The sequence below is a fragment of the Microbacterium meiriae genome, assembly GCF_032364335.1.
Classification (GTDB): Bacteria; Actinomycetota; Actinomycetes; order Actinomycetales; family Microbacteriaceae; genus Microbacterium; species Microbacterium meiriae.
This window is the reverse complement of sequence record NZ_CP133984.1, coordinates 1,362,743-1,386,437: the sequence shown is the minus strand read 5'-3', so window position 1 is coordinate 1,386,437 and position 23,695 is coordinate 1,362,743. Positions and strand designations below refer to the sequence as shown.

General features: G+C 71.3%; 22 protein-coding genes. 8 read left to right on the top strand and 14 right to left on the bottom strand.

Annotated elements, in window-relative coordinates:
• Positions 1 to 3: 3 nt before the first annotated feature.
• Positions 4 to 723, bottom strand: coding sequence for a uracil-DNA glycosylase (locus RI211_RS06555; protein ID WP_315637090.1), 720 nt, complete (start codon positions 721 to 723; stop codon positions 4 to 6).
• Positions 720 to 1,502: an SDR family oxidoreductase gene (locus RI211_RS06550; RefSeq protein WP_315637091.1), complete on the bottom strand. Its 783-nt coding sequence runs from the start codon at positions 1,500 to 1,502 to the stop codon at positions 720 to 722. The genes RI211_RS06555 and RI211_RS06550 overlap by 4 nt, the downstream gene beginning before the upstream one ends.
• Before the next feature lie 159 nt (positions 1,503 to 1,661).
• On the opposite strand from RI211_RS06550, the gene RI211_RS06545 reads away from it, so the two are divergent.
• The gene (locus tag RI211_RS06545) at positions 1,662 to 2,984 is read left to right on the top strand and encodes a bifunctional o-acetylhomoserine/o-acetylserine sulfhydrylase (RefSeq protein ID WP_025103077.1); all 1,323 of its coding nucleotides are present in this window, start codon (positions 1,662 to 1,664) and stop codon (positions 2,982 to 2,984) included.
• A gap of 105 nt (positions 2,985 to 3,089) precedes the next feature.
• A complete protein-coding gene (gene metX / locus RI211_RS06540; protein WP_315637092.1) occupies positions 3,090 to 4,295 on the top strand; it encodes a homoserine O-acetyltransferase MetX in 1,206 nt (401 codons plus the stop codon).
• Positions 4,296 to 4,301: 6 nt separating this feature from the next.
• Here the strand turns inward: metX and RI211_RS06535 are convergent, their stop codons facing one another.
• The 5 genes from RI211_RS06535 to RI211_RS06515 are packed head-to-tail and all read right to left on the bottom strand — an operon-like array spanning position 4,302 to position 8,558.
• The gene (locus RI211_RS06535; RefSeq protein WP_315637093.1) at positions 4,302 to 4,907 is read right to left on the bottom strand and encodes an NUDIX domain-containing protein; all 606 of its coding nucleotides are present in this window, start codon (positions 4,905 to 4,907) and stop codon (positions 4,302 to 4,304) included.
• 9 nt (positions 4,908 to 4,916) lie between these two features.
• Positions 4,917 to 6,146 (bottom strand): MFS transporter, encoded by a 1,230-nt coding sequence (locus RI211_RS06530; RefSeq protein ID WP_315637094.1) that lies wholly within the window; start codon positions 6,144 to 6,146, stop codon positions 4,917 to 4,919.
• Positions 6,147 to 6,155: 9 nt separating this feature from the next.
• Entirely contained in the window at positions 6,156 to 6,488 is a 333-nt protein-coding gene (locus RI211_RS06525) for a thiamine-binding protein (protein ID WP_315637095.1), read from the bottom strand.
• A 4-nt stretch (positions 6,489 to 6,492) separates the two neighbouring features.
• Positions 6,493 to 7,731, bottom strand: coding sequence for a hypothetical protein (locus RI211_RS06520; RefSeq protein ID WP_315637096.1), 1,239 nt, complete (start codon positions 7,729 to 7,731; stop codon positions 6,493 to 6,495).
• On the bottom strand, positions 7,728 to 8,558 hold the full coding sequence (locus tag RI211_RS06515) for an ADP-dependent NAD(P)H-hydrate dehydratase (protein ID WP_315637097.1): 831 nt from the start codon (positions 8,556 to 8,558) through the stop codon (positions 7,728 to 7,730). Before RI211_RS06515 ends, RI211_RS06520 begins: the two co-directional genes overlap by 4 nt.
• 56 nt (positions 8,559 to 8,614) lie before the next feature.
• Between RI211_RS06515 and RI211_RS06510 the strand changes: the two genes are divergently transcribed.
• Entirely contained in the window at positions 8,615 to 9,682 is a 1,068-nt protein-coding gene (locus RI211_RS06510) for an NADH:flavin oxidoreductase/NADH oxidase (RefSeq protein WP_315637098.1), read from the top strand.
• 59 nt (positions 9,683 to 9,741) lie between these two features.
• Here RI211_RS06510 and RI211_RS06505 read toward each other — a convergent pair whose 3' ends face one another.
• The 3 genes from RI211_RS06505 to guaB1 form a co-directional block, all read right to left on the bottom strand.
• Positions 9,742 to 10,803, bottom strand: a complete 1,062-nt coding sequence (locus RI211_RS06505; RefSeq protein WP_187663746.1) for a hemolysin family protein — start codon at positions 10,801 to 10,803, stop codon at positions 9,742 to 9,744.
• Positions 10,800 to 12,119, bottom strand: coding sequence for a hemolysin family protein (locus RI211_RS06500; RefSeq protein ID WP_060923227.1), 1,320 nt, complete (start codon positions 12,117 to 12,119; stop codon positions 10,800 to 10,802). The genes RI211_RS06505 and RI211_RS06500 overlap by 4 nt, the downstream gene beginning before the upstream one ends.
• A 113-nt stretch (positions 12,120 to 12,232) precedes the next feature.
• Positions 12,233 to 13,687 (bottom strand): GMP reductase, encoded by a 1,455-nt coding sequence (gene guaB1 / locus RI211_RS06495; RefSeq protein ID WP_315637099.1) that lies wholly within the window; start codon positions 13,685 to 13,687, stop codon positions 12,233 to 12,235.
• 161 nt (positions 13,688 to 13,848) lie between these two features.
• On the opposite strand from guaB1, the gene RI211_RS06490 reads away from it, so the two are divergent.
• The gene (locus tag RI211_RS06490) at positions 13,849 to 17,532 is read left to right on the top strand and encodes a multifunctional oxoglutarate decarboxylase/oxoglutarate dehydrogenase thiamine pyrophosphate-binding subunit/dihydrolipoyllysine-residue succinyltransferase subunit (protein ID WP_187663744.1); all 3,684 of its coding nucleotides are present in this window, start codon (positions 13,849 to 13,851) and stop codon (positions 17,530 to 17,532) included.
• A gap of 66 nt (positions 17,533 to 17,598) precedes the next feature.
• Here the strand turns inward: RI211_RS06490 and RI211_RS06485 are convergent, their stop codons facing one another.
• The 3 genes from RI211_RS06485 to RI211_RS06475 are packed head-to-tail and all read right to left on the bottom strand — an operon-like array spanning position 17,599 to position 19,798.
• A complete protein-coding gene (locus RI211_RS06485) occupies positions 17,599 to 18,900 on the bottom strand; it encodes a GNAT family N-acetyltransferase (protein WP_187663743.1) in 1,302 nt (433 codons plus the stop codon).
• Positions 18,901 to 18,950: 50 nt separating this feature from the next.
• Entirely contained in the window at positions 18,951 to 19,196 is a 246-nt protein-coding gene (locus RI211_RS06480) for a zf-HC2 domain-containing protein (RefSeq protein ID WP_025103064.1), read from the bottom strand.
• Complete coding sequence (locus tag RI211_RS06475) at positions 19,193 to 19,798, bottom strand: sigma-70 family RNA polymerase sigma factor (protein WP_200839056.1); 606 nt, start codon at positions 19,796 to 19,798, stop codon at positions 19,193 to 19,195. Before RI211_RS06475 ends, RI211_RS06480 begins: the two co-directional genes overlap by 4 nt.
• A 123-nt stretch (positions 19,799 to 19,921) precedes the next feature.
• On the opposite strand from RI211_RS06475, the gene aroA reads away from it, so the two are divergent.
• Genes aroA through bcp form a run of 3 tightly spaced genes read left to right on the top strand, consistent with a single transcriptional unit; the run spans position 19,922 to position 22,795 of the window.
• Positions 19,922 to 21,238, top strand: a complete 1,317-nt coding sequence (gene aroA, locus RI211_RS06470; RefSeq protein ID WP_259955261.1) for a 3-phosphoshikimate 1-carboxyvinyltransferase — start codon at positions 19,922 to 19,924, stop codon at positions 21,236 to 21,238.
• 3 nt (positions 21,239 to 21,241) lie between these two features.
• Positions 21,242 to 22,312, top strand: coding sequence for a ribosome small subunit-dependent GTPase A (rsgA, locus tag RI211_RS06465; RefSeq protein ID WP_259955260.1), 1,071 nt, complete (start codon positions 21,242 to 21,244; stop codon positions 22,310 to 22,312).
• Positions 22,313 to 22,321: 9 nt separating this feature from the next.
• Positions 22,322 to 22,795: a thioredoxin-dependent thiol peroxidase gene (gene bcp / locus RI211_RS06460; protein ID WP_259955259.1), complete on the top strand. Its 474-nt coding sequence runs from the start codon at positions 22,322 to 22,324 to the stop codon at positions 22,793 to 22,795.
• A 15-nt stretch (positions 22,796 to 22,810) separates the two neighbouring features.
• Here bcp and RI211_RS06455 read toward each other — a convergent pair whose 3' ends face one another.
• A complete protein-coding gene (locus tag RI211_RS06455; RefSeq protein WP_315637100.1) occupies positions 22,811 to 23,197 on the bottom strand; it encodes a hypothetical protein in 387 nt (128 codons plus the stop codon).
• 229 nt (positions 23,198 to 23,426) lie between these two features.
• Between RI211_RS06455 and RI211_RS06450 the strand changes: the two genes are divergently transcribed.
• Positions 23,427 to 23,675, top strand: coding sequence for a WhiB family transcriptional regulator (locus tag RI211_RS06450; RefSeq protein WP_017203224.1), 249 nt, complete (start codon positions 23,427 to 23,429; stop codon positions 23,673 to 23,675).
• Positions 23,676 to 23,695 lie beyond the last annotated feature (20 nt).

Below are 23,695 nucleotides of genomic sequence, written 5' to 3'. Positions count from 1 at the left end.
GGCTCAGCTTAGGGAGCCGGGCCCCTCACCCTCCACCCTCCAGTCCACCGGAGCGCTGCCGAGCTCTTCCAGGAGCGCGTTCGCGCGGGAGAAGGGGCGGGACCCGAAGAAGCCGCGGCTGGCGGAGAGCGGGGACGGATGCGCCGAGGCGATCACCGGGGTGTCGCCGAGCAGAGGCTGGAGATTCGCCGCGTCACGTCCCCAGAGGATCCCGACGAGCGGCTGGTCGCGCGCGACGAGGGTGCGGATCGCGAGCTCCGTCACCTGCTCCCACCCCCAGCCGCGGTGGGAGGCCGCGGCTCCGGGGCGGACCGTCAGGACGCGGTTCAGCAGCAGCACGCCCTGATCGCTCCACGCCGTGAGGTCGCCGTGCGGCGCGGGCGACAGCCCGAGGTCTGCTTCGCGCTCCTTGTAGATGTTCATCAGGCTCCGCGGCAAGGGGCGCACGTCGCGGTCGACGGCGAACGACAGCCCGATCGGGTGGCCGGGGGTCGGGTAGGGGTCCTGACCCGTGATGAGCACCCGGACATCGGCGAGCGGTCGCTGGAAGGCCCGCAGCACGTTCGGTCCCGCGGGAAGGTACCCGTGACCCGCGGCCTGCTCGGCGCGCAGCCGCTCCCCGAGCGCCGTGATGGTGTCCTGCACCGGAGCCAGCGCCTCCGCCCACCCCGCGTCGATCAGTCCCTCGTCCGCGAGCTCGGCGAGGGTGCGTCCTCCGGTCACTCGACGGGCCGGACCCGCAGCGGACCCCGCGCGAGCAGGTGTTGCGCCGACTGAGCGACCGGCCGCATCGTGATGAGGTCGAGGTTCACGTGAGCGGGGGCCTCCAGGGCATAGGCGATGACGTCCGCGACATCCTCGGCGAGGAGGGGCGCCTCGACGCCCGAGTACACGGCCTCCGCCGCGACGGCGTCGCCCCCGAGCCGGTTCAGCGTGAACTCCTCGGTGTGCACCATGCCCGGAGCGACCTCGGCCACGCGGAGCGGCTCGCCGTTCAGCTCCTGGCGCAGCGCCCGGACGAGCATCGCCTCCGCAGCCTTCGCCGCGTTGTACCCCGCACCACCCGGGTAGGCGGTCTGCGCGGCCGTCGAGGTCACGAAGAGGAGGTCGGCGTGACCGTCCGCATCCGCGGTGCGGCGCAGCAGCGGCAGCAGCCCCGCCACGAGGCGCTGCGTGGCGAGCACGTTCGCGTCGTACATCCACTGCCAGTCGGCGAGCGCGGCGTCCTCGACGCGGTCGGTCCCCCGCGCGCCGCCGGCGACCTGGACGAGGGCGTGGACCGGGCCCGTGCGCTCCAGCTCTCCGACGAGCGCCGTCACCGCGGCGTCGTCGGTCAGGTCGCAGGCGATGGTCGACGCCCCCGTCTCGGCGGAGAGAGCGGCGAGGCGGTCCGCACGGCGGGCGACGCCGACGACGTCCCACCCCCGCGCCCGCAGCACCCGCACCGTCGCCTGACCGATCCCGGAACTCGCACCTGTCACCACTCCACGTCTGTTGGCCATGTCTTCCACCGTACGATGTCCGCGCGGGTTCCGCCCGTTCCGGACCGCACGCCGTGTTACGTCACATTTCCCGGTCGCTGTTGACACGGCGCGATATTCCGTACTCTCGCTGCAAGGGCACCAGCCCATCCGACCTTCCGACCGTTCCAGGGGGAACACATGTCCGCACCCGAGACCTGGCGTTTCGAGACCAAGCAGATCCACTCGGGCGCCGCCCCCGACCCCGTCACCAAGGCCAGGGCGACGCCGATCTACCAGACCACGTCCTACGTGTTCGACAGCGCCGACCACGCCGCGAACCTCTTCGCGCTCGCCGAGTTCGGCAACATCTACACCCGCATCCAGAACCCGACCCAGGACGTCCTGGAGCAGCGCCTCGCCGCACTCGAAGGGGGCACCGGCGCCCTCGTCCTCTCCAGCGGCCAGGCCGCCTCGACCTTCGCGATCCTCAACATCGCGCAGGCCGGCGACCACTTCGTCGCGTCGAGCTCGATCTACGGCGGCACCTACAACCTGTTCAAGTACACCCTGGCCAAGCTCGGCATCGAGGTCACCTTCGTCGAGAATCAGGACGACCCGGAGGAGTGGCGCCGCGCCGTCCGTCCGAACACGAAGCTCTTCTTCGCGGAGACGATCGGCAACCCGCAGATCAACGTGCTCGACATCCGCACGGTCGCCGACATCGCCCACGAGAACGGCGTCCCGCTGATCGTCGACAACACCATCGCGACGCCGTACCTGATCCGTCCGTTCGAGCACGGCGCCGACATCGTCGTCCACTCGATCACGAAGTTCCTCGGCGGCCACGGCACCACGATCGGCGGCGTCGTGATCGACGGCGGTTCGTTCGCGTGGTCGGAGAACGTCGAGAAGTTCCCCGGGCTCACCGAGCCGGACCCGTCGTACCACGGCGCCAGCTACACGGCCGCGGTCGGCGACCCGCTCGCCTACATCATCAAGGCCCGCGTGCAGCTGCTCCGCGACCTCGGCTCGGCCATCGCCCCGCAGAGCGCGTGGAATCTCATCCAGGGTGTCGAGACGCTGTCGCTGCGCATCGAGCGCCACGTGCAGAACGCCCAGGAGATCGCCGAGTGGCTGGACAGCCGCGACGACGTGGCTGCGGTCAACTACTCCGGCCTTCCCTCCTCGCCCTGGTACGCCAAGGCGAACGAGTACGCCCCGAAGGGTGTCGGCGCCGTGCTCTCGTTCGAGCTCAAGGGCGGAGTCGAGGCCGGACGAGAGTTCGTCAACAGCCTCTCCCTGTTCAGCCATCTCGCCAACATCGGCGACGTGCGCTCGCTCGTCATCCACCCGGCCTCCACGACGCACGCGCAGCTCACCCCGGAGCAGCAGCTCACCGCGGGCGTGACCCCCGGCCTCGTGCGCCTGTCCGTGGGACTCGAGAACATCGAGGACCTCAAGGCCGATCTCGACCAGGCGCTCGCCGCCGCGCGCGCCGTCTCCGAGGCCGCACGCGCCTGAGCGCATGCCTCCGCGAAGGCCCCGGACCGCACGGTCCGGGGCCTTCGTCGTGTCCGGTGTCGTAACCTGCGGGCCGGGACGCACCGGCCAGGCGAGAATGGAGACATGGACTGGCAGACGACCTCCGAGGACACGGTGCCGTCGGCACCGGTGACGGAGGCCGACGTCCGGCTGCTCCGTGCCCGCCCGCCGGCCACCGGCGCGTGGCGGGACGGCGACCCCGTCGGCGGCCGCCGCTTCGCCGCGTTCGGCGCCTTCGACACCGAGAGCGGAGCCCAGCTCCCCGGCATCCGCCTCGCGTACGAGAGCTGGGGCGAGCTCAACGCGGCTCGCGACAACGCCGTGCTCGTCCTGCACGCCCTCACCGGGGACAGCCATGTGCGCGGCGAGGCCGGCGCCGGCCACCCGACCGCCGGCTGGTGGGAGGACGTCGTCGGCCCCGGTGCGCCGCTCGACACCGACGAGTGGTTCGTGATCGCGCCCAACATGCTCGGCGGCTGCCAGGGATCGACGGGGCCGGCGAGCATCGCCCCTGACGGCTACGAGTGGGCGTCGCGCTTCCCCTACCTCACCATCCGCGACCAGGTCGCCGCGCAGGTGCGCCTGGCCGACGCGCTCGGCATCGACAGCTGGGCGGCGGTGATCGGCGGCTCGATGGGCGGCATGCATGCGCTCGAGTGGGCCGTGTCGCAGCCCGACCGGGTGCAGCGGCTCGCGGTGCTCTCCTCTCCCCCGGTCACCACCGCCGACCAGATCGCGCTCAACACCGTGCAGCTGGAGACCATCCGCATGGACCCGCGCTACCAGGGCGGCGAGTACTACGACCTCGCGGACGGCGACGGTCCGCATCGCGGCCTCGCCCTCGCCCGCCGCATGGCTCTGCTGAACTACCGCAGCCCGATCGAGCTCAACCAGCGGTTCCAGCGCTCCTGGCAGTCCGACGTGTCGCCGCTCGGCCACGGCGGGCGCTTCGCGGTGGAGTCGTACCTCGACTTCCACGGCAACAAGTTCACGCGGCGCTTCGACGCGAACAGCTACGTCACCCTCGTCGAGGCGATGAACTCGCATGACGTCGGTCGCGGCCGCGGCGGCGTCGAGGAGGCCCTGAAGGCGGTGACCGCGACGACCCTCGTCCTCGGCATCGACAGCGACCGCCTCTTCCCCGTCGACGGGCAGCAGCGGATCGCGCGGAGCATCGCGAATGTGCTCGACGGCGAAGCGGTGGTGCTCACGAGCGACTTCGGCCACGACGGCTTCCTCATCGAGACCGAGGCCGTCGGCGCGCACCTACGGCGTCTGCTCGACACCTGAGCCGCGTCACACCGGATCGAACCGCCACGGCAGGGTGTGGGCGTGGAGGATCCCCTGTGCCCAGCCGAACGCCCGGCCCTCATCGCGCACCTGTGTCTGGAACAGCTCGACAGCCCCGCCGGAGGCCAGCGCCGCATCGACATCGGCGAAGGCGGAGAGTCGGTGCAGTGTGAGCCAGGTCGGCGGAAAGAGTCGCCACTCTCCTGACGCGTGACGGGCGAGAGCCTCGGCCGGTGACACCCAGGCGAGCTCGACGACCTCGTCGGCCGACGGCGACGGTTCGGCGTCCGGCGCGAGGGCGAGGAAGAACCAGGTGCGGATCCGGACCGGCGCCTCCGCCGGCGGCCGCCACTCCGACAGCGGCACCAGATCGCGCGCCGTCAGTCCGACCTCCTCCGCGGTCTCCCTGGCGGCGGCGCGACGCGCGTCGTCGACCTCTGCAGCGCCCGGCTGACGGTCCCCCTGCTCGACCTTCCCGCCGGGGAAGACCCAGGCGTCTGCGAACGAGCCTCGCGACGGACGGCGGAGCAGCAGCACCTGGAAGCCGTCGGCGACGGGCCGCAGCAGCACGACGGTGCCGGCGAGCGGGAGGTCCTCGTCGGGGGTGGTCACCCCGTCACTCTACGATGCGAGGACCGGCGTCTGCGCGACCCGCCGCGCCTCCACGCGGTAGGACACCAGTGCGATGAGGAGACCGGCCACCGCGAGCACGGCGCCGGTCCACGCCGGCGCCGTGAAGCCCCAGCCGACTGCGATCACGATGCCGCCGAGGAAGGCGCCGAGGCTGTTGCCGATGTTCAGGGCGGAGTGGTTCATGGCCGCCGCGATGGACTGGTTGTCGCCGGCCACGTCCATCAGCCGGGTCTGGATCGTCGGGCTCAGCACGGACGAGACGAACCCGACGAGCACGACGACGAGGCTCAGGCTCACGATCCAGAACGAGAGCACGGCGAGCAGAGCGAACACGACCGCCATCGCGGCGAGACCGAGCAGCAGCGTGCGGCGGAGGTCGATGTCGGCGAGGTGACCGCCGACGAGGTTCCCGCCGGTCATGCCGAGCCCCATGAGCACGAGCACGATCGGCACGACCCAGTCCGGCGATCCGGCGACTTCCGTCACGAGCGGGGCGATGTAGCTGTAGACGGCGAAGAACCCGCCGAAGCCGATCGCCCCGACGCCGAGCGTGAACCACACCTGACCGATGCGGAACACCCCGAGCTCGGCCCGCATCGTGCGTCCGGGGTTCCCCGGGTGCGCGGGCACGAACAGCGCGATGAAGACGGTGGCGAGCGCGAAGACGAGCGCGACGACGGCGAAGGCCGCGCGCCAGCCCCATTCCTGGCCGAGGAAGGTGCCCAGCGGCACCCCGATGACGTTGGCGACCGTGAGTCCGGTGAGGATGAACGCGACGCCCTTGGCACGGTTGCCCGGTCCCATCACGTCGGCGGCGACGAGCGCGCCGATGCCGAAGTACGCACCGTGCGGGAGCCCGGCGAGGAAGCGCGATACCCCGACGAGCTCGAACGTCGGCAGCACCACGGTGAGCGCATTGAACACCGTCAACGCCAGGGCGAGCACGATCATCACCCGGTGCCGCGGATAGCGGGCGACGAAGCCGGCGATGGTCGGGGCTCCGATGACCACGCCGAGCGCGTACAGCGAGATCAGCCAGCCTGCCTGGCTCAGCGCCTCCTCCTGGCTCGACGCCCAGACGGACGGGAGGAGGTCGGCGGCGATGTTCGGCAACAGGCCCATGACGACGAACTCGGTCATGCCGATGCCGAAGCTGCCGATGGCGAGGGAGAGGAGCGCCCACTTCGCCGCACCCCTCGAAGGTGTCGAGGGATTCACCGGTTCAGCTTACCGGTCGTCGGACTCCTCGATCGCCGCCTCCAGGCGCTCGACCTTGGCGTCGAGCTCCCCCGTGTAGCCCGGACGGATGTCCGCCTTGAGGACGAGGGACACCCGCGATCCGTACGGCATGACCGCCTCGGTCGCCCGCTTGACCACGTCCATCACGGTGTCCCAGTCGGGCCCCTCGATCTCGGTGAACATGCTCGTCGTGCGGTGCGGGAGCCCCGAAGCGCGGACGACGCGCACCGCGGCGGCCACCGCATCGTGCACGGAGGCATCGGGGCGGTCGGTGCCATCGACGGGCGCGCCGCTGGGGGCGACGGAGAAGGCGATCAACATGGGTTCACTCCTGGGTTCGGGGACGGCGGACGACGGGGACCCGCGCGAGCGCGACGGCGCTCACGACGGCGAGGATGACGAGCAGGACGTTCCGCATGGTGAGCAGCAGGACGGGGGCGGCTTCGGCCCGCAGCAGCCCGTCGTAGCTCAGCGGATACACGAGACAGGTGAGCAGGCACAGCGCGAGCACGAGCGCCGCGGCGGCCCGCGCGCGGCGGCGGTCGAGCACGAGCCACAGGATCACGGGCGCCAGCAGCCAGGTCTGGAACTGCGGCGAGCCGACCTTGTTCAGGGCGATGAGCACCGTCACCAGCAGCAGGACCAGCGGCGGGAAGAGTCGCGCGAACGACGCGCCTCGCGCGGCCTTGACCCCGCCGACGACGGCGACGACGACCACGGCAAGGGCGAGGAGCGGGGTGAGGATCGTGGAGACGACCTCCGCTCCCGGCGCGACGATCTGGAAGGTGAGGATGTCGTAGCTGTACTCGATGCGGGCGGCCCCTGTCACGGCCATCCAGAGGAACGGCGTCGCGGCGACCGCCTCGATCTGGAGCCCCCGGCCGGTCTGTGCGGTGAGGAAGCCGAGGATCTCGGTGTCGGCACCGAGCAGCAGGAGCGCCACCACCACACCGGCGGTGACCCCCGCGGCGGCCAGGAGCATCCGCAGCCGCGCCCTCCCGGCCACGACCGCCGCGAGGAGGAGCGCACCGGGCCAGATCTTGATCCAGGCGCCGACCGTCAGCAGCGCCGCGGCGATGGTGGGGCGGGTGACCAGCCACAGACCGGCGACGACGGCGAGGGGGACGGTCACGGCATCGATCCTGTACAGCGCGATGGGTCCGAGGAGCAGCAGCGCCGCACACCAGAACCACGCGGCTGTCCGACGCGCCCGTACGCGTCCGCGCCCGACGAGGACGGCGAACGCCAGGGCGTCGAGCGCCGTCACCAGCAGTGCCCAGCCGATGAGGTAGGCGCCGGAGACGCCGAGCAGCGGGAGGAACGGTGCGGCGAGCCCGGCGGCGAGCATCATCGGCAGGAGCGCGAGCTGCGGATACACCCAGGACTCCGTGACGCCCACGACCTCCCCGCCGCTCCACGCCGCGGTGGCCCAGGGCTCGTACACGAGCACGACGTCCCCCATGGGCTGGCTCGGGTAGACCCAGCCCAGCCACGCGGTCACGAGGTGGACGAGGAGGAAGGCGATCCACAGGGCGAGCGCGCTCCTCCGGGTCGAGGTCCTCACGACAGGAGGTCCGCGACCGCGCGGGGCAGCGCCTCCGCGACGTCGAGCGCGACGATCGGATGGCCGCTCGCGCCCCCGGTCGCCGCGGCGGCGATGCGGGCGGCGTGCCCGTGCAGCCAGACGGCCGCCGCAGCGGACTCGACGAGCGGGCTGTCCGGATTCGCGGCGATCACGGCGGCGACGATCCCGCCGAGCACGTCGCCCGTGCCCGCCGTCGCGAGCCAGCCCGTTCCCGCCTCGACGGCGATCAGCGTGCCGTCGGGTGCGGCGAGCACGGTGCGCGCGCCCTTGCGCAGCACCACGCCGTCGATCGCGGCGGACACGGCGCGGACATCTGCGAGATCGTCCGAGGCCCCGTCGATGCCGATGCGCTCCCGCAGCCGCGCGAACTCCCGGCCGTGCGGCGTGGCGACGAACGGGGCGCGTGCGGTCGGCGCCAGATCGAGCGCTCCGGCGTCGATGACCACGGGGACGTCGCCGCCGACGATCTCCCGCAGTGCCTGCGCCTCCGTCGCGCTCCGGTCGTCCGGGTCGGTCCCGGAGCCGATCACCCAGGCACCGATCCGCGTGCGTCCGGCATCCGGCCCGCCGACGGTCTCCGGGCGCCGCGAGAGAACCGCCGCGACCGCCGACGGCGCGCCCACGTAGCGGACGAACCCGGCACCGGTGCGCCAGGCGGCTTCGACGCCGAGCACCGCGGCGCCGGGGTAGGCGGCCGATCCCGTGCGCACCCCCACGACGCCCCGCGAATACTTGTCGTCCTCGACGGTCGGAGCGCGGAAGAACCGCGCCGCGTCGTTGCGGGACCACTCGCGCACGTCGCTCATGACTCCACGTTAGCCCGACGGCCCTGTCCCGTCCGCGTCGGCGGTACCGTCGAACGGTGAGTCTTCTCTTCTCCCCGCTGACCATCCGGTCCACCACGTTCCGCAACCGCCTCTGGGTGTCCCCCATGTGCATGTACAGCGCCGTCGACGGCGTCGCGCAGGAGTGGCACCACACCCACCTCGCGCAGTTCGCCTCGGGGGGCGCCGGACTCATCGTGGCCGAAGCCACGGCCGTCGTGCCGGAGGGGCGCATCTCTCCCCGCGACCTCGGGCTGTGGGACGACGCGCAGCGCGACGCCCTGGCCCCGATCGTCCGGGCGATCCACGACCGAGGGGCGGCAGCGGGCATCCAGCTCGCGCACGCCGGGCGGAAGGCCTCGACCTGGTGGCCGTGGGCGGACGAGCGCGGCACGGTCCCCGCCGCCGAGGGCGGATGGACGACCACCGCACCGTCGGCCGTGGCCTACGAGGGGTTCGCCGCGCCGGTCGCGCTGGACGCGGCGGGCATCGACCGCGTGGTCGACGGGTTCGCCGCCGCGACCCGGCGGGCGCGGGAGGCCGGATTCGACGTCATCGAGATCCACGGCGCCCACGGCTATCTCCTGCACCAGTTCCTGTCGCCGCTGTCCAACCTCCGTGAGGACGAGTACGGCGGCTCGCTGGAGAACCGGGCCCGGCTGCTGCTGCGCGTCGTGGACGCGGTGCGCGAGACGGCCGGCGACGACGTGCCGCTGTTGGTCCGCATCTCGGCGACCGATCATGCCGAGGGCGGGTTCACGCCCGAGGAGGCCGCGACGGTCGGCACCTGGGCGACCGCGCACGGCGCCGACCTCATCGACGTCTCCAGCGGCGGCCTCGTCGCGCACCAGCGCATCAGCGTCTCCCCCGGCTACCAGGTCCCGCTGGCCGAGACCGTCCGCCAGGGCGGGCGGATCCCGGTGTCGGCCGTCGGCCTCATCACCGCGGCCGCGCAGGCCGAACAGGTGCTCGCCGACGGCGCGGCCGACGCGATCTTCGCCGGACGGGAGTGGCTGCGCGACCCGCACTTCGCGCTCCGTGCCGCGCACGAGCTGGGCGACGAGGTCGCCTGGCCGCCGCAGTACGAGCGGGCGCACTGGCGCTGACGCCCACGACGAAGGCCGCCGGTTCCCGTGGGAGCCGGCGGCCTTCGTGTGTCGCGGCGTCAGTGACCGCGGACGCGACGGGTCGCGTCCTGCACCTCGCCGACGAGCTCCTCGAGGATGTCCTCCAGGAACAGCACGGCGGTCGTCTCCCCCCGCGCGTCGCGGACCTTGGCCAGGTGACGGCCCGCACGTCGCATGACGGCGAGAGCGTCCTCCAGGTCGGTGTCCTCCTGCACGGGCACCATGTGATGGATGCGCTTGCCGGGGATCGGCTCGAGCACCTTGGCTTCGGCGTCCGGTCCCTCGGAGGCCCGCAGGATGTCCTTGAGGTGGACGTAGCCGATCGGGACGTCCTCGTCGTCGACGATCACGTAGCGCGAGAACCCGTAGCGGGCCACCGCCTTCTCGATGTCGTCGGGCGTGGTCGTCTGCGGCAGCGTGACGAGGTCGCTCAGCGGAACGGCCACGTCGCGCGCCTTCTTGTCGGTGAACTCCACCGCGGCCGTCACCGTGCCCGCGGTGTCCATGAGCACGCCCTCCCGGCGCGACTGACTGACGATCGTCGCCACCTCATCGAGCGTGAAGGTCGACGCCGCCTCGTTCTTCGGCTCCACCCGGAACAGGCGCAGCACACCGTTCGCCGCCGCGTTCAGCAGCCAGATCACCGGCATGAACACCTTCGACACCCACACCAGCGGCGTCGCCAGGAGCAGCACGGCCCGGTCCGGAATCGAGAACGCGAGGTTCTTCGGCACCATCTCGCCGAACACGACGTGCAGGAACGACACGATGAGCAGCGCGATCGTGAACGACACGACGTCCACCGCACCATCCGACCAGCCCACGGCGTGCAGCGGCACGGCGAGCAGGTGGTGGATGGCGGGCTCGGAGACGTTCAGGATGAGCAGCGAGCAGATCGTGATGCCGAGCTGCGAGGTCGCGAGCATGAGCGTCGCGTGCTCCATGGCGTACAGCGCCGTCTTGGCGGGACGCGAGCCGCGCTCCGCCTTCGGCTCGATCTGCGAGCGCCGCGCGGAGATCACCGCGAACTCGGCGCCGACGAAGAACGCGTTCGCCGCCAGCAGGACGACGAGCCAGGCGAGGCCTCCCCAATCGCTCACAGGGACACCCCCTCGATGATGACGGCATCCGGTCTCGGGACGTAGCGCACCCGATCCACCCGGCGTCCGTCCATGCGCACCACCTGCAGCGTGCCGCTCTCCAGGGGCACCTCGTCGCCGACGACAGGCACCCGCTCCAGAACGCTCATGACGTAGCCGCCGACCGTGTCGTACACATCGCCCTCCGGCACCTCGACGCCCGCGCGGCTGCGCAGCTCGTCCGGGCGCAGCTCGCCGGGGAAGGTCACCCCGTCGCGGTTGCGGATGATCCCGGCCCTCGTCCGATCGTGCTCGTCGGAGACCTCGCCGACGAGCTCCTCCACGAGGTCCTCCAGGGTCACGATGCCGGCGGTCCCGCCGTACTCGTCGACGACGACCGCGAGCTGGTAACCCCGGCCGCGGAGGTCCGAGATGAGCGCGTCGACATGGGCGGTCTCCGGCACGCGGAGCGGATCGGTCGCGAGAGCGCCGACGGGCACCTCGGCGCGACGCTCCCGCGGCACCGAGATGGCGGCCTTGAGGTGCACGACGCCGGTGATGTCGTCGAGGTCCTCGTCGAACACCGGGAAGCGGCTGTGGCCCGTGCGCCGGGCGAGCTGGATCACGTCGTCCACGGAGTCGCCGGCGGCGATCGCGTGCATGCTCGGGCGCGCCGTCATGACGTCCGCCGCCGTGAGCCGGGAGAAGGTGAGCGTGCGGTCCAGCAGCGTGGCGGTGTCGGCCTCCAGAACTCCGGCGCTCGCCGACCGTCGCACGAGCGACGACAGCTCCTCCGCGCTGCGGGCGCCGGAGAGCTCCTCCTTGGGCTCGATGCCCATGCTGCGCAGCACGCCGTTGGCGCTGCCGTTCAGCACGACCACCGCCGGCTTGAACACCGTCGTGAAGGCGATCTGGAAGGGCACGACGAGCTTGGCCGTGGCCAGGGGCAGCGCCAGCGCGAAGTTCTTCGGGACGAGCTCGCCGAGGATCATCGAGAGCACCGTCGCGACGAACATCGCCACCACGGTCGCGATGGGAGCGACGGCGGCTTCCGGGATGTTCCAGGCGACCAGCGTGGGACGCAGGAGGTTCGACAGCGCCGGCTCCATCGTGTATCCGGTCAGCAGCGTGGTCAGCGTGATGCCGAGCTGTGCAGACGAGAGATGCGTCGACGTGTGCCGGAGAGCGCTGATCGTCAGGGAGAGGCGGGACTCCCCGCGCGCCTGCCGCGCCTCCAGATCCGCGCGGTCGAGGTTCACGAGGGCGAACTCGCTCGCCACGAAGAGGCCGGTGCCGACCGTGAGCAGAAGCCCCACGCCCAACATGATGTAGTCCATCAGATCTTCCTCTCCGGGGAGAGAACGGGACGGTGGGGCGATGTTCGGCAACTGGGAGGGTCGTCCATAGTGCGCTCGATTCTACAGAAGCGGACTGTGGACGCGGCAGGCGATCACCAACTGACCGGCAGCGCCTTGCCCTCCTCATATCCCGCCGCGGACTGCAGTCCGACGAGGGCGCGCTCGTGGAACTCCGGCACGGTCGCAGCACCGGCGTACGTGAAGGACGACCGCACGCCCGAGGTGATCATGTCGAGCAGGTCCTCCACTCCCGGCCGCAGCGGGTCGAGATAGATCTTCGAGGAGGAGATGCCTTCGGCGAACAGCTCCTTGCGCGCCCGCTCGTACGCGTCGAGCCGACCGAACCGCGCCTGCACGGCCTTCGTGGACGCCATCCCCCACGACTCCTTGAACAGCCGCCCGTCCGCGTCGCGCTGGAGCTCCCCCGGGGCCTCGATCGTCCCGGCGAACCAGGAGCCGACCATGACGGAGGCGGCACCGGCCGCGAGCGCGAGGGCGACGTCGCGGGGGTAGCGCACCCCGCCGTCGGCCCAGACGTGCGCTCCGGCCTCGGCGGCGGCCTCGGCGGTCTCCAGCACCGCGGAGAACTGCGGACGACCGACCGCCGTCATCATCCGGGTCGTGCACATCGCCCCGGGGCCGACGCCGACCTTGAGGATCGAGGCGCCCGCGTCGACGAGATCCCGGACGCCGTCCGCGGTGACGATGTTCCCCGCGACGATCGGGAGCCCGAGGCCGAGGGACGCGACCTCCTGCAGCGCCCGGAGCATGCCCTCCTGGTGACCGTGCGCGGTGTCGACGACGAGCACGTCCACGCCGGCGGCGGCGAGCGCCTTCGCCTTGGCCGCCACATCGCCGTTGATGCCGACCGCCGCGGCCACCGCGAGGCGGCCGTCGGCGTCCACGGCCGGGCGGTACAGGGTGGCGCGCAAGGCGCCGCGCGCGCTCAGCGTCCCGACGAGGTGGCCGTGGTGCACGACGGTGACGATCTCGACGTCCGCCTCGGTGATGACGTCGAAGGCGTGACGCTCGGAGCCGATGTCGTCCGCGTCGATGGACGGCGTCCCCCGGTGCACGAGGTCGCCGAGCTGTGCATCGGGCAACGCGGTCGCCAGACGCGTCGCCGGAAGGACGCCGACGATGCGGTCCACAGCGATCGGCGCCGCCCCGTGGGCCACGACGATCCCGTGTCCCACGGCGGCCGGAAGCAGGCGGAGCGCATCGGCGACGGTCGCCTCCGGGGGCAGCACGAGCGGCGTGTCCCAGAGCACCGGCTGCCCCTTCACGTCGCGGATCGCGGCGTCGAGCTCCTGGAGCGGCAGGTCCTGCGGGAGCACGCCCAGCGCCCCGCGGCGTGCGAGCACGGCGGCGATGCGCGGCCCTGTCACCGAGTTCATGTTCGCGGCGACGAGCGGCAGCGTCGCGGGCGTGCCGTCGTGCGGGGCGAGATCGACCTGCAACCGACTGGTGACGGCCGAACGGCGCGGCACCAGGAAGACATCCGAGTAGGTCAGATCGACGGTCGGCTGCGCACCTGAGAACTCCATGCCTCCACGGTACCCAGATCGGCGCGGCGCGGGTCGCTCTCTTCGACGTCTCCCCGGTCGAAACAGGTTAGGCTTGGTGGTCGAGAGTGTGCGGGCCCGAGCGCATCCTGCGTCGTGCGTCCGCATCGGAGATCTTCAGCGATGAAAGAGGGCGATAGAGCGTGTCGAACCAGGTGACCGGCGTCGGTGGCGACGGGGGGTTCGGAGCCAATTCCTGGCTCGTCGAAGAGCTCTACGAGCAGTTCAAGGAGAACCGCGACTCGGTCGACAAGGAGTGGTGGCCCATCCTGGAGAAGTACCACTCCGAGACCACCGCAGGCGGAGGCGCTGCTGCTCCCACCGCGACGACGGCCCCGGCACATCCCGTGACCGCGCCCATCCCGGTGATCGGCTCGCAGCCCGTCGCCCGCACCACGGCGAAGCCCGCGGCGTCTGCCCCGATCCCCGCCCAGGCGCCGAAGCCGAAGCAGGAATCCAAGGAGGCGCAGCCGCCCTCCGAGGAGGACAAGGTCACCCCGCTGCGCGGTCTGCCGAAGACCCTCGCCGCGAACATGGACGAGTCCCTCACCGTCCCCACCGCGACGAGCGTGCGCACGGTCCCCGCCAAGCTGATGATCGACAACCGCATCGTCATCAACAACCACATGGCCCGCACCCGCGGCGGCAAGGTCAGCTTCACCCACCTCATCGGCTGGGCGCTCATCCGCACCCTCGACGAGTTCCGCAGCCAGAACGTCTTCTACGCCGAGATCGACGGCAAGCCCTCCGTCGTCGCCCCCGCGCACGTCAACCTCGGCATCGCGATCGACCTGCCCAAGCCCGATGGCACCCGCGCCCTCATGGTCCCGAGCATCAAGCGCGCCGACACCATGACCTTCACCGAGTACCTCGCCGCCTACGAGGACCTCGTCACCCGCGCACGCTCCAACAAGCTCACCGCCGCCGACTTCCAGGGCACCACGGTCTCGCTCACCAACCCGGGCGGCATCGGCACGGTCCACTCGGTCCCGCGTCTCATGAAGGGCCAGGGCTGCATCATCGGCGCCGGCGCGCTCGAGTACCCGGCCGAGTTCCAGGGCGCGAGCGACAAGACGCTCAACGAGCTCGCGATCGGCAAGACGATCACGCTCACCAGCACCTACGACCACCGCGTCATCCAGGGCGCCGGCTCCGGCGAGTTCCTCAAGAAGGTGCACGAGCTGCTGATCGGCCAGCGCGGCTTCTACGACGACATCTTCGCCGCGCTGCGCATCCCGTACGCGCCCATCCGCTGGAACCCCGACATCGCGGTCGACCTCGCCGAGCGCGTCGACAAGCAGTCGCGCGTGCAGGAGCTCATCAACTCCTTCCGCGTGCGCGGTCATCTGATGGCCGACATCGATCCGCTCGAGTACCGGCAGCGCTCGCACCCGGACCTCGAGATCGAGAGTCACGGGCTGACGTTCTGGGACCTCGACCGCGAATTCGTCACCGGCGGCTTCGGCGGGCGCCGCGTCGCGAAGCTCCGCGACATCCTCGGCGTGCTGCGCGACTCGTACTGCCGCACGCTCGGCATCGAGTACATGCACATCCAGGACCCGGAGCAGCGCCGCTGGTTCCAGGACAAGGTCGAGGTCAAGTACCAGAAGCCCGGCCATGACGAGCAGCTGCGCGTGCTGCGCAAGCTCAACGAGGCCGAGGCCTTCGAGACCTTCCTGCAGACGAAGTTCGTCGGTCAGAAGCGCTTCTCCCTCGAGGGCGGCGAGTCGCTGATCCCGCTCCTCGACGAGATCCTCCAAGGCGCGGCCACCGCCGGTCTCGAGGGTGCCGCGATCGGCATGGCCCACCGCGGTCGCCTGAACGTGCTCACCAACATCGCCGGGAAGACCTACGGCCAGGTCTTCCGCGAGTTCGAGGGCACGCAGACCCCCGGCAACCAGCGCGGCTCCGGCGACGTGAAGTATCACCTCGGCACCGAGGGCACCTTCGTCGCCGACGACGGCTCCTCGCTCCCCGTGTACCTGGCCGCCAACCCCTCGCACCTGGAGACGGTCGACGGCGTGCTCGAGGGCATCGTCCGCGCCAAGCAGGACCGCAAGCCCATCGGCACCTTCGCCTGGCTGCCGATCCTCGTCCACGGCGACGCGGCCTTCGCCGGCCAGGGCGTCGTCGTCGAGACGCTGCAGATGTCGCAGCTGCGCGGCTACCGCACCGGCGGCACGATCCACGTGGTCGTCAACAACCAGGTCGGCTTCACCACGACGCCGAGCGACGCCCGCACCTCGGTGTACGCCACCGACGTCGCCAAGACGATCCAGGCACCCGTCTTCCACGTGAACGGCGACGACCCCGAGGCGGTCATCCACGTGGCCCAGCTCGCGTTCGAGTACCGCGAGCGCTTCCACCGCGACGTCGTGATCGACCTCGTCTGCTACCGCCGACGCGGTCACAACGAGGGCGACGACCCCTCGATGACGCAGCCGCTGATGACCGACCTCATCCAGGCGAAGCGCTCCGTCCGCCGCCTCTACACGGAGTCGCTCGTCGGTCGCGGTGACATCACCGAGGAGGAGTACGACGAGGCCAAGGCCGACTTCCAGAACCGCCTGGAGATCGCCTTCGCCGAGACGCACGCCGCCGAGACCGGAGCCACCCCGATCGCCCCCGAGGAGGCCCCGCAGGTCGAGGACCAGGTCGGAGCCCCCGAGGTCACCGGTGTCCCCGCGGAGGTCATCCGCCTCATCGGCGATGCGTTCGTGAACAAGCCCGAGGGCTTCACCGTGCACCCGAAGATCCAGCAGCTGCTGGAGAAGCGTCTCGACATGAGCCGCAACGGGAACATCGACTGGGGCTTCGGCGAGCTGCTCGCCTTCGGGTCGCTTCTCGTCGAGGGCACTCCGGTGCGCCTCGCCGGCCAGGACTCGCGCCGCGGGACGTTCGTACAGCGTCACGCCGCGCTCCATGACCGGGCGAACGGCCAGGAGTGGCTGCCGCTGTCGAATCTGTCCGACGCCCAGGGCCGCTTCTTCGTCTACGACTCCCTCCTCAGCGAGTACGCCGCACTCGGCTTCGAGTACGGCTATTCCGTGGAGGCTCCCGAAGCCCTGGTGCTCTGGGAGGCGCAGTTCGGCGACTTCGTCAACGGCGCGCAGTCGGTCATCGACGAGTACATCTCCGCCGCGGAGCAGAAGTGGGGTCAGCAGTCCAGCGTCACCCTCCTGCTCCCCCACGGCTACGAGGGTCAGGGGCCGGACCACTCCTCCGCACGCATCGAGCGGTTCCTGCAGCTGTGCGCACAGGACAACATGATCGTGGCGCGTCCGTCGACGCCGGCGTCGCACTTCCACCTACTGCGCCGTCAGGCCTATGCGCGCCCGCGCAAGCCGCTGATCGTGTTCACCCCGAAGGCGATGCTGCGCCTGCGGGGAGCGACGAGCCCGGTCGAGGCGTTCACCGGCGGTCGGTTCGAGCCGGTCATCGACGACGACCGCGGTCTCGATCGTTCCGCCGTGAAGCGCGTCCTCGTGCACAGCGGCAAGGTGCACTGGGACCTCCGCGCCGAGCTGGAGAAGAACCCGAACCCGGAGATCGCCCTGGTGCGTCTGGAGCAGCTCTACCCGACACCCATCGACGAGCTGAAGAAGATCACCGACTCGTACCCGAACGCCGAGCTCGTATGGGTGCAGGAGGAGCCGGAGAACCAGGGCGCGTGGCCGTTCCTGGCCCTCGCGTTCGCGGATGTCCCCGGCGACCGCTCCTTCCGCCCCGTGTCGCGTCCGGCTTCGGCGTCTCCGGCGACGGGCTCGTCCAAGGTGCACGCCACCGAGCAGGCCGCTCTGATCCGCGCGGCGGTCACCCTCGGCTGATCCGCTCTCGGACGACGAGAAGGGCGCCCCGGCTTCGGCCGGGGCGCCCTTCTCGTCGTCCGGGGATCAGTACCAGATGTCGAGGGACGGAGCCGGGAAGGCGACGAACGCGCGGTCCAGGGCCTCGACGGCCGCGGGCGCGCCGGCGATCCGGCCCGCACCGTGCAGCGCGGCGACACGGATACTGCCTGCGTAGATCGACGAGAGCGCGGAGACGTCGAGGACGAGGTCCGCCCCGGTATCCGGAGCCGCCTCGACGCGCGCCTGCCCCTCGGCGTCGATGCGCAGACGCCAGGTGCCCGCCGCGAAACCGAGCGCGTCCTCGATGCGGAGCACCGTGTCCAGGGGCGCGGCGTAGGACCGGGCCGTGAGCGCGGCGGGGACGTCCAGGACGCGGAGCCAACCGTGGTCGTGCACCTCCTGGGTGACCCCGCGCGGGTCTCCGACGAGCCACGGCAGCGGGTCGTCGAGAGGACGGAGGTCGGCGGTCACCTCGTCCACGAGATCGTGCTGCAGCGCGAATCGCCACAATGCGGCCGTCGCCTCCGCCGTCTCGCCGACGAGCAGACGCACGTGCAGCGCGAACCGGAAAGTGCCCCCGCGCTCGGCGAGGTGGAACGCCATCACGCCGCGCACCTGCCCGGACTCGTCGCGATAGCGGATACCGCGCACCCGGTCCCGGTCGGTGTCTGTGCTCGCGAGCCCGCTGATGCCCGCCCAGCGGGCCGGCCATCCGGGGACCTGCCCCGATCGGGCGATACGCGCCCGCTCGTGCGCCTCCGCCAGCGCGGCCGCGAGCTCTTCGCGCTCGAGGTACTCGACGCCGCCCGCGGGACCGGGCCCCGCCCATCCGGCGCGGCGGACGTCGACGGTGAACCGCGACACCGGGACGGCAGAGCCGAAGCCGTACCGCCCGTAGATCGTCGCCTCGGACACCGTGAGCCCGGCGACCGGGAGACCGGCGTCGGAGGCGGCGCGCAGCTCCCCCTCCAGCAGCGCCCGCGCGATGCCACGACGACGATGGGTGCCGGCCACAGTGACTCCGCTGATCGCCCACATGCCGATCTCACCGCCGGGGATCGTCAGCGGAGTCACCCAGGAGTCGATGGTCGCCACGGGGAAACGGTCGGCCGGGGTGTCGGGCTCGTACACGCCGATGTTGCGCCGGCTCCTCAGGGTGCCGACGCCTTCCTCGCGAGCCGCCTCCGAGGGGTCGGCGCCGAGGAACCCGCGCGCCATCGCTCGCTGGAAGGCGGCCACCCGCGCCGAGTCCGTCGTATCGAGGACCCGGTAGTCGAGGTCCTGTGCCGCGAGGCGGTCGACGGAGGTCTGGTCAGCGGGGATCCCGCGCGCATCGATGAGGGCCATGCACACAGCCTACGGGCGGTCTCCGACGCCCCGCACGCGCTCGCAGCGCCTCAGTGCTGTGCGGCCTGGACCTCGCGCAGCCGGGCGAACACCTGGTCGCGCAGCTCCTCGGGAGCGGTCTCCTTGCAGGCACGGGCGATGACCTCGGTGAGGGTCGTCGCCACCAGAGCCTCGTCCCGGCACGCCGGGCAGTTCTCCAGGTGCTCGCGGATCTCGGCGTGCTCCGTCTTGCACACCTCATTGCGGAGGTACTCCTCCAGATCCTGACGGGCCTTGTCGCAGCCGCAGTCGCTCATTTCTTGCTCCTCGGGTCAGCCGCGGCGATTCCCCGCTCCGCGGCGTAGTCGGCCAGCAGCTCCCGCAGCATCCGCCTGCCACGGTGCAGACGGCTCATGACGGTGCCGATGGGGGTCTTCATGATGTCGGCGATCTCCTGGTACGCGAAGCCCTCGACGTCGGCGAGGTACACCGCGAGACGGAAGTCCTCCGGGACCGCCTGCAGCGCGTCCTTGACGACCGACGCCGGCATGCGGTCGATGGCCTCGGCTTCGGCCGACCGGCTGTGCGAGGCCGTCGTCGACTCGGCGCCGCCGAGCTGCCAGTCCTCGAGCTCGTCGATGGTGCCCTGGAACGGTTCGCGCTGCCGCTTCCGGTAGATGTTGATGTACGTGTTGGTGAGGATCCGGTACAGCCACGCCTTCAGGTTCGTTCCCTGCGCGAAGGTCGACCACGACCCGTAGGCCTTGACGAAGGTCTCCTGCACGAGATCGGCGGCGTCCGCGGGATTGCGCGTCATGCGCATCGCGGCGGCGTAGAGCTGGTCCATGAAGGGGAGCGCCTGCTCCTCGAACTCGCGCCGAGGGTCGCCGACGGTGGCTGCGGTTGCGGTGTCGTCCATCACCGGCCAGTCTAGGCGGCTGAGGTCGATCACCTCGCGTTCCAGCGTCGCAGGCATCCTCTTCCCTTCGCACCGAAGCCGCCTCTCACGAGGACGGCGTTGCGTTTACTAAGGTGAGAACCGATGAGCGCCAAAAGGTATTCCCCGACCCGTGTGCAGGGCGCCTACCCCGCGCCCACGATCGACGGCCCGGTCCACGCCGAGCTCACGATCCCCGGGTCCAAGTCCCTCACCAACCGCGAACTCCTCATCGCGGCCATCGCGGACGGCCCCGGCCGCCTGATCGCGCCGCTGCACTCTGACGATTCGCAGCGCATGGTGGAGGCCCTCCGCGCGCTCGGCGTCGGCATCGAGGAGGTCGACGCCGGCCACGAGTTCGGTCCCGACCTCGTGATCACGCCCGGCAAGCTCCGCGGCGGCACGACGATCGACTGCGGCCAGGCCGGGACCGTCATGCGCTTCATCGCGCCGCTGGCCGGCCTCGCCGAGCAGGACGTCCACCTCACCGCGCACGAGACGGCTCTGCACCGACCCATGGGCGGGCTCATCAGCGCCCTGCGCGACCTCGGCGTCGACATCGACGACGAGGGAACCTGGGCCCTCCCGTTCACCATCCGCGGCCACGGTCACATCCGCGGCGGTCGCGTGGAGATCGACGCGTCGGCCTCCAGCCAGTTCGTGTCCGGGCTGCTTCTGGCCGCTCCACGCTTCGACGTCGGCCTGCACCTCGTGCACACCGGCGAGCGGCTGCCGAGCCTGCCGCACATCGACATGACCATCGAGGCCCTCAGCCGCCGTGGCATCCGCATCGAGCGCCCCGCGGTCGGCGAGTGGCTGGTGGAGGCCGGGGTCCCCCGCGCCAAGGAGATCCCCATCGAGCCGGATCTCTCCAATGCGGCACCGTTCCTCGCGGCCGCGCTCGTCACCGGCGGCTCCGTCGCGATCACCGGCTGGCCGGCGCACTCGACCCAGCCCGGGGCGCTGCTGCCCGAGATCCTGCAGGCTGCAGGCGCCCACGTCAGCCGTCACGGCGGGGTCCTCACCGTGCGCGCCGGTTCCGGCATCCGCGGGCTCGATCTCGACCTCTCCGCCGCCAGCGAGCTGACGCCGACCCTCGTGGGTCTCGCGGCCTTCGCCGACGGCCCCACGACGATCCGGGGCATCGGCCACATCCGCCTCCACGAGACCGATCGCATCGCGGCGCTCGTCGGCAACCTGCGCGCTCTGGGCGGGACCGCCGAAGAGCTCCCCGACGGCATCCGCATCGTGCCGGGCCCGCTCCGCGGTGGCTCCTGGGCGGCGCACCACGACCACCGGATGGCGACGACCGGCGCGCTCATCGGCCTCCGCGTCCCCGACGTCGTGATCGACGACATCGGCACCACCGCCAAGACCCTCCCGGAGTTCACCACGCTCTGGGAGCGGATGCTGCGAGGCTGACGGGTGAGCTGGCTGAACGACGCCGACGACCTCGAGGACGACTTCGAGGACTACGACGAGAGCAGCATCCGGACCCGCCCGAACCCGAAGGCCAACCGACCGCGCACCAAGCGGCGCCCCGCGCACGAGGACGCGCAGGTCGGCCGCGTCCTGGGTGTGGACCGGGGCCGGTACTCCGTACTCCTCGACGAGGACACCCCGCAGGAGCGCACGATCACCGCCGCCCGCGCCCGCGAGCTGCGGCGCACGCCGATCGTCACGGGCGACCAGGCCCGCGTCGTCGGCGACACCTCGGGAGACGAGGGCACGCTCGGGCGGATCGTGGGGATCGTCGAGCGGACCTCGCTCCTGCGTCGCAGCGCCGACGACACCGACGAGGTCGAACGGGTGATCGTGGCGAACGCGGACCAGATGCTCATCGTCGTCGCCGCGGCCGATCCCGAGCCGCGTGCCCGCCTGGTCGACCGCTACCTCGTGGCGGCCCTCGACGCCGGGATCCGCCCCCTCCTCGTGGTGACGAAGACCGATCTCGCCGACCCGGCGCCCTTCCTCGCGCACTTCGACGGCCTCGACCTCCGCGTCTTCACGAGCGCACAGGACGAGATGCCCGTCGACGAGATCGGCGCGGCGCTCATCGGCCACTCGACCGTCTTCGTCGGGCACTCCGGCGTGGGCAAGTCGACCCTCGTGAACGCCTTGGTCCCGACCGCGGGCCGCGCCACCGGACACGTGAACCAGGTCACCGGCCGGGGACGCCACACCTCCTCCTCCACCGTGTCCCTCCGCTACGAGGGCCCAGGCGGCACGGGCTGGGTCATCGACACCCCCGGCGTGCGCTCCTTCGGGCTGGGGCACGTCGAGCCCGCGAACATCCTCGCCGCCTTCACCGAGCTCGCCGTCATCGCGGAGGACTGCCCGCGCGGCTGCACGCACCTGCCGGACGCGCCGGACTGCGCTCTCATCGAGGCAGCGGAGCGCGGCGAGCTGAGCGAGACGGGGCGGGCGCGGCTGGACTCGCTGCAGCGGCTGCTGCAGACCTTCGCCGACAAGGCGGAGCAGCCGCCCGGACGGTAGGCTGGGGGCGTGACCGAACGCCTGGAAACCGGAACCGCCGCCCCCGACTTCGCTCTGCTCGACCAGGACGGGAACACCGTCCGGCTGGCCGATCTGCGCGGCACGAAGACCGTGCTGTACTTCTACCCCGCGGCGATGACCCCGGGGTGCACCACCGAGGCCTGCGACTTCCGCGACAGCATCTCTTCGCTCCAGGGCGCCGGGTACCAGGTCGTCGGCGTCTCGAGGGACGAGCCTGCGAAGCTCGCCGCCTTCCGCGACCGCGACGGTCTCACCTTCCCGCTGCTCAGCGACCCCGACCACGCGGTGCACGAGGCGTACGGCGCCTGGGGCGAGAAGATGAACTACGGCAAGGTCGTCGAAGGCGTCATCCGCTCGACCTTCGTCCTTGACGAGGACGGCATCATCACGAGTGCCCAGTACAACGTGAAGGCCACCGGCCACGTCGCGCGTCTGCGCAAGCAGCTCGGCATCGACGCCTGACGCGTCGCGGCGGAGTCACTCCGCTTCGCGCCTCGTCCCCTCACGGCGTGCGCTCGCGATGAGGAGGGCGAAGCCGGCGACGGCGGGAACCCCGAGGCCGAGCACGAACACCCACGGGATCGGCGGCAGCGCGAGGGCGCCGAGCGCCAGGGCGATCGCGAGGACCTGGAACACCACCCCGCCCGATCGCGCCCAGGAGCGCCCGGCGCGGGTGCCGACGGCGAAGGCTCCCAGTGCCGCGGCACCGATCAGGGTCAGGACGATGAGAGCGATGGCCGTCGGCAGCGATGCGGCGTCCCCTGCCCCGAGTCCCGCCATCTCGATGGCCGCGAAGACGAGCAGGGCGACCGCTTCGACGGCCAGGACGGCGGCGGCGGCGCGGGCGATTCCCGGTGCGCGCACGTGGTCCTCCCGGGGATCGAATGACGAGAAAACCCTTGATTTCAGGGTATTCATGTAACAGAATAGAGAAAGTCATGTGCTCCCACAGCGGCGTGGGGCGAACGTTCGCGTTCGCATCACAATCAGCGGGCATCCGCCCGTATCTCAACAGGGTAGCGGAACCCGAACCGTCGCCCGAATCGAGAGGTCGCATCGCGACATCTCATGAAATCCACACCGAGGAGCCCCCATGGACTGGCGTGACAAGGCCGCCTGCCTGACCGTCGACCCCGAACTGTTCTTCCCGGTCGGCAACACCGGCCCGGCCGTCGACCAGATCGAGAAGGCGAAGACCGTCTGCGCGACGTGCACGGTCACCGAGATCTGCCTGCAGTACGCGCTGGAAACCAGCCAGGACTCGGGCGTCTGGGGCGGCCTGTCCGAGGACGAGCGCCGCGCGCTCAAGCGCCGCGCCGCCCGCGCCCGCCGCGCCTCCTGAGATCCGAGAAGCGGCCTGAG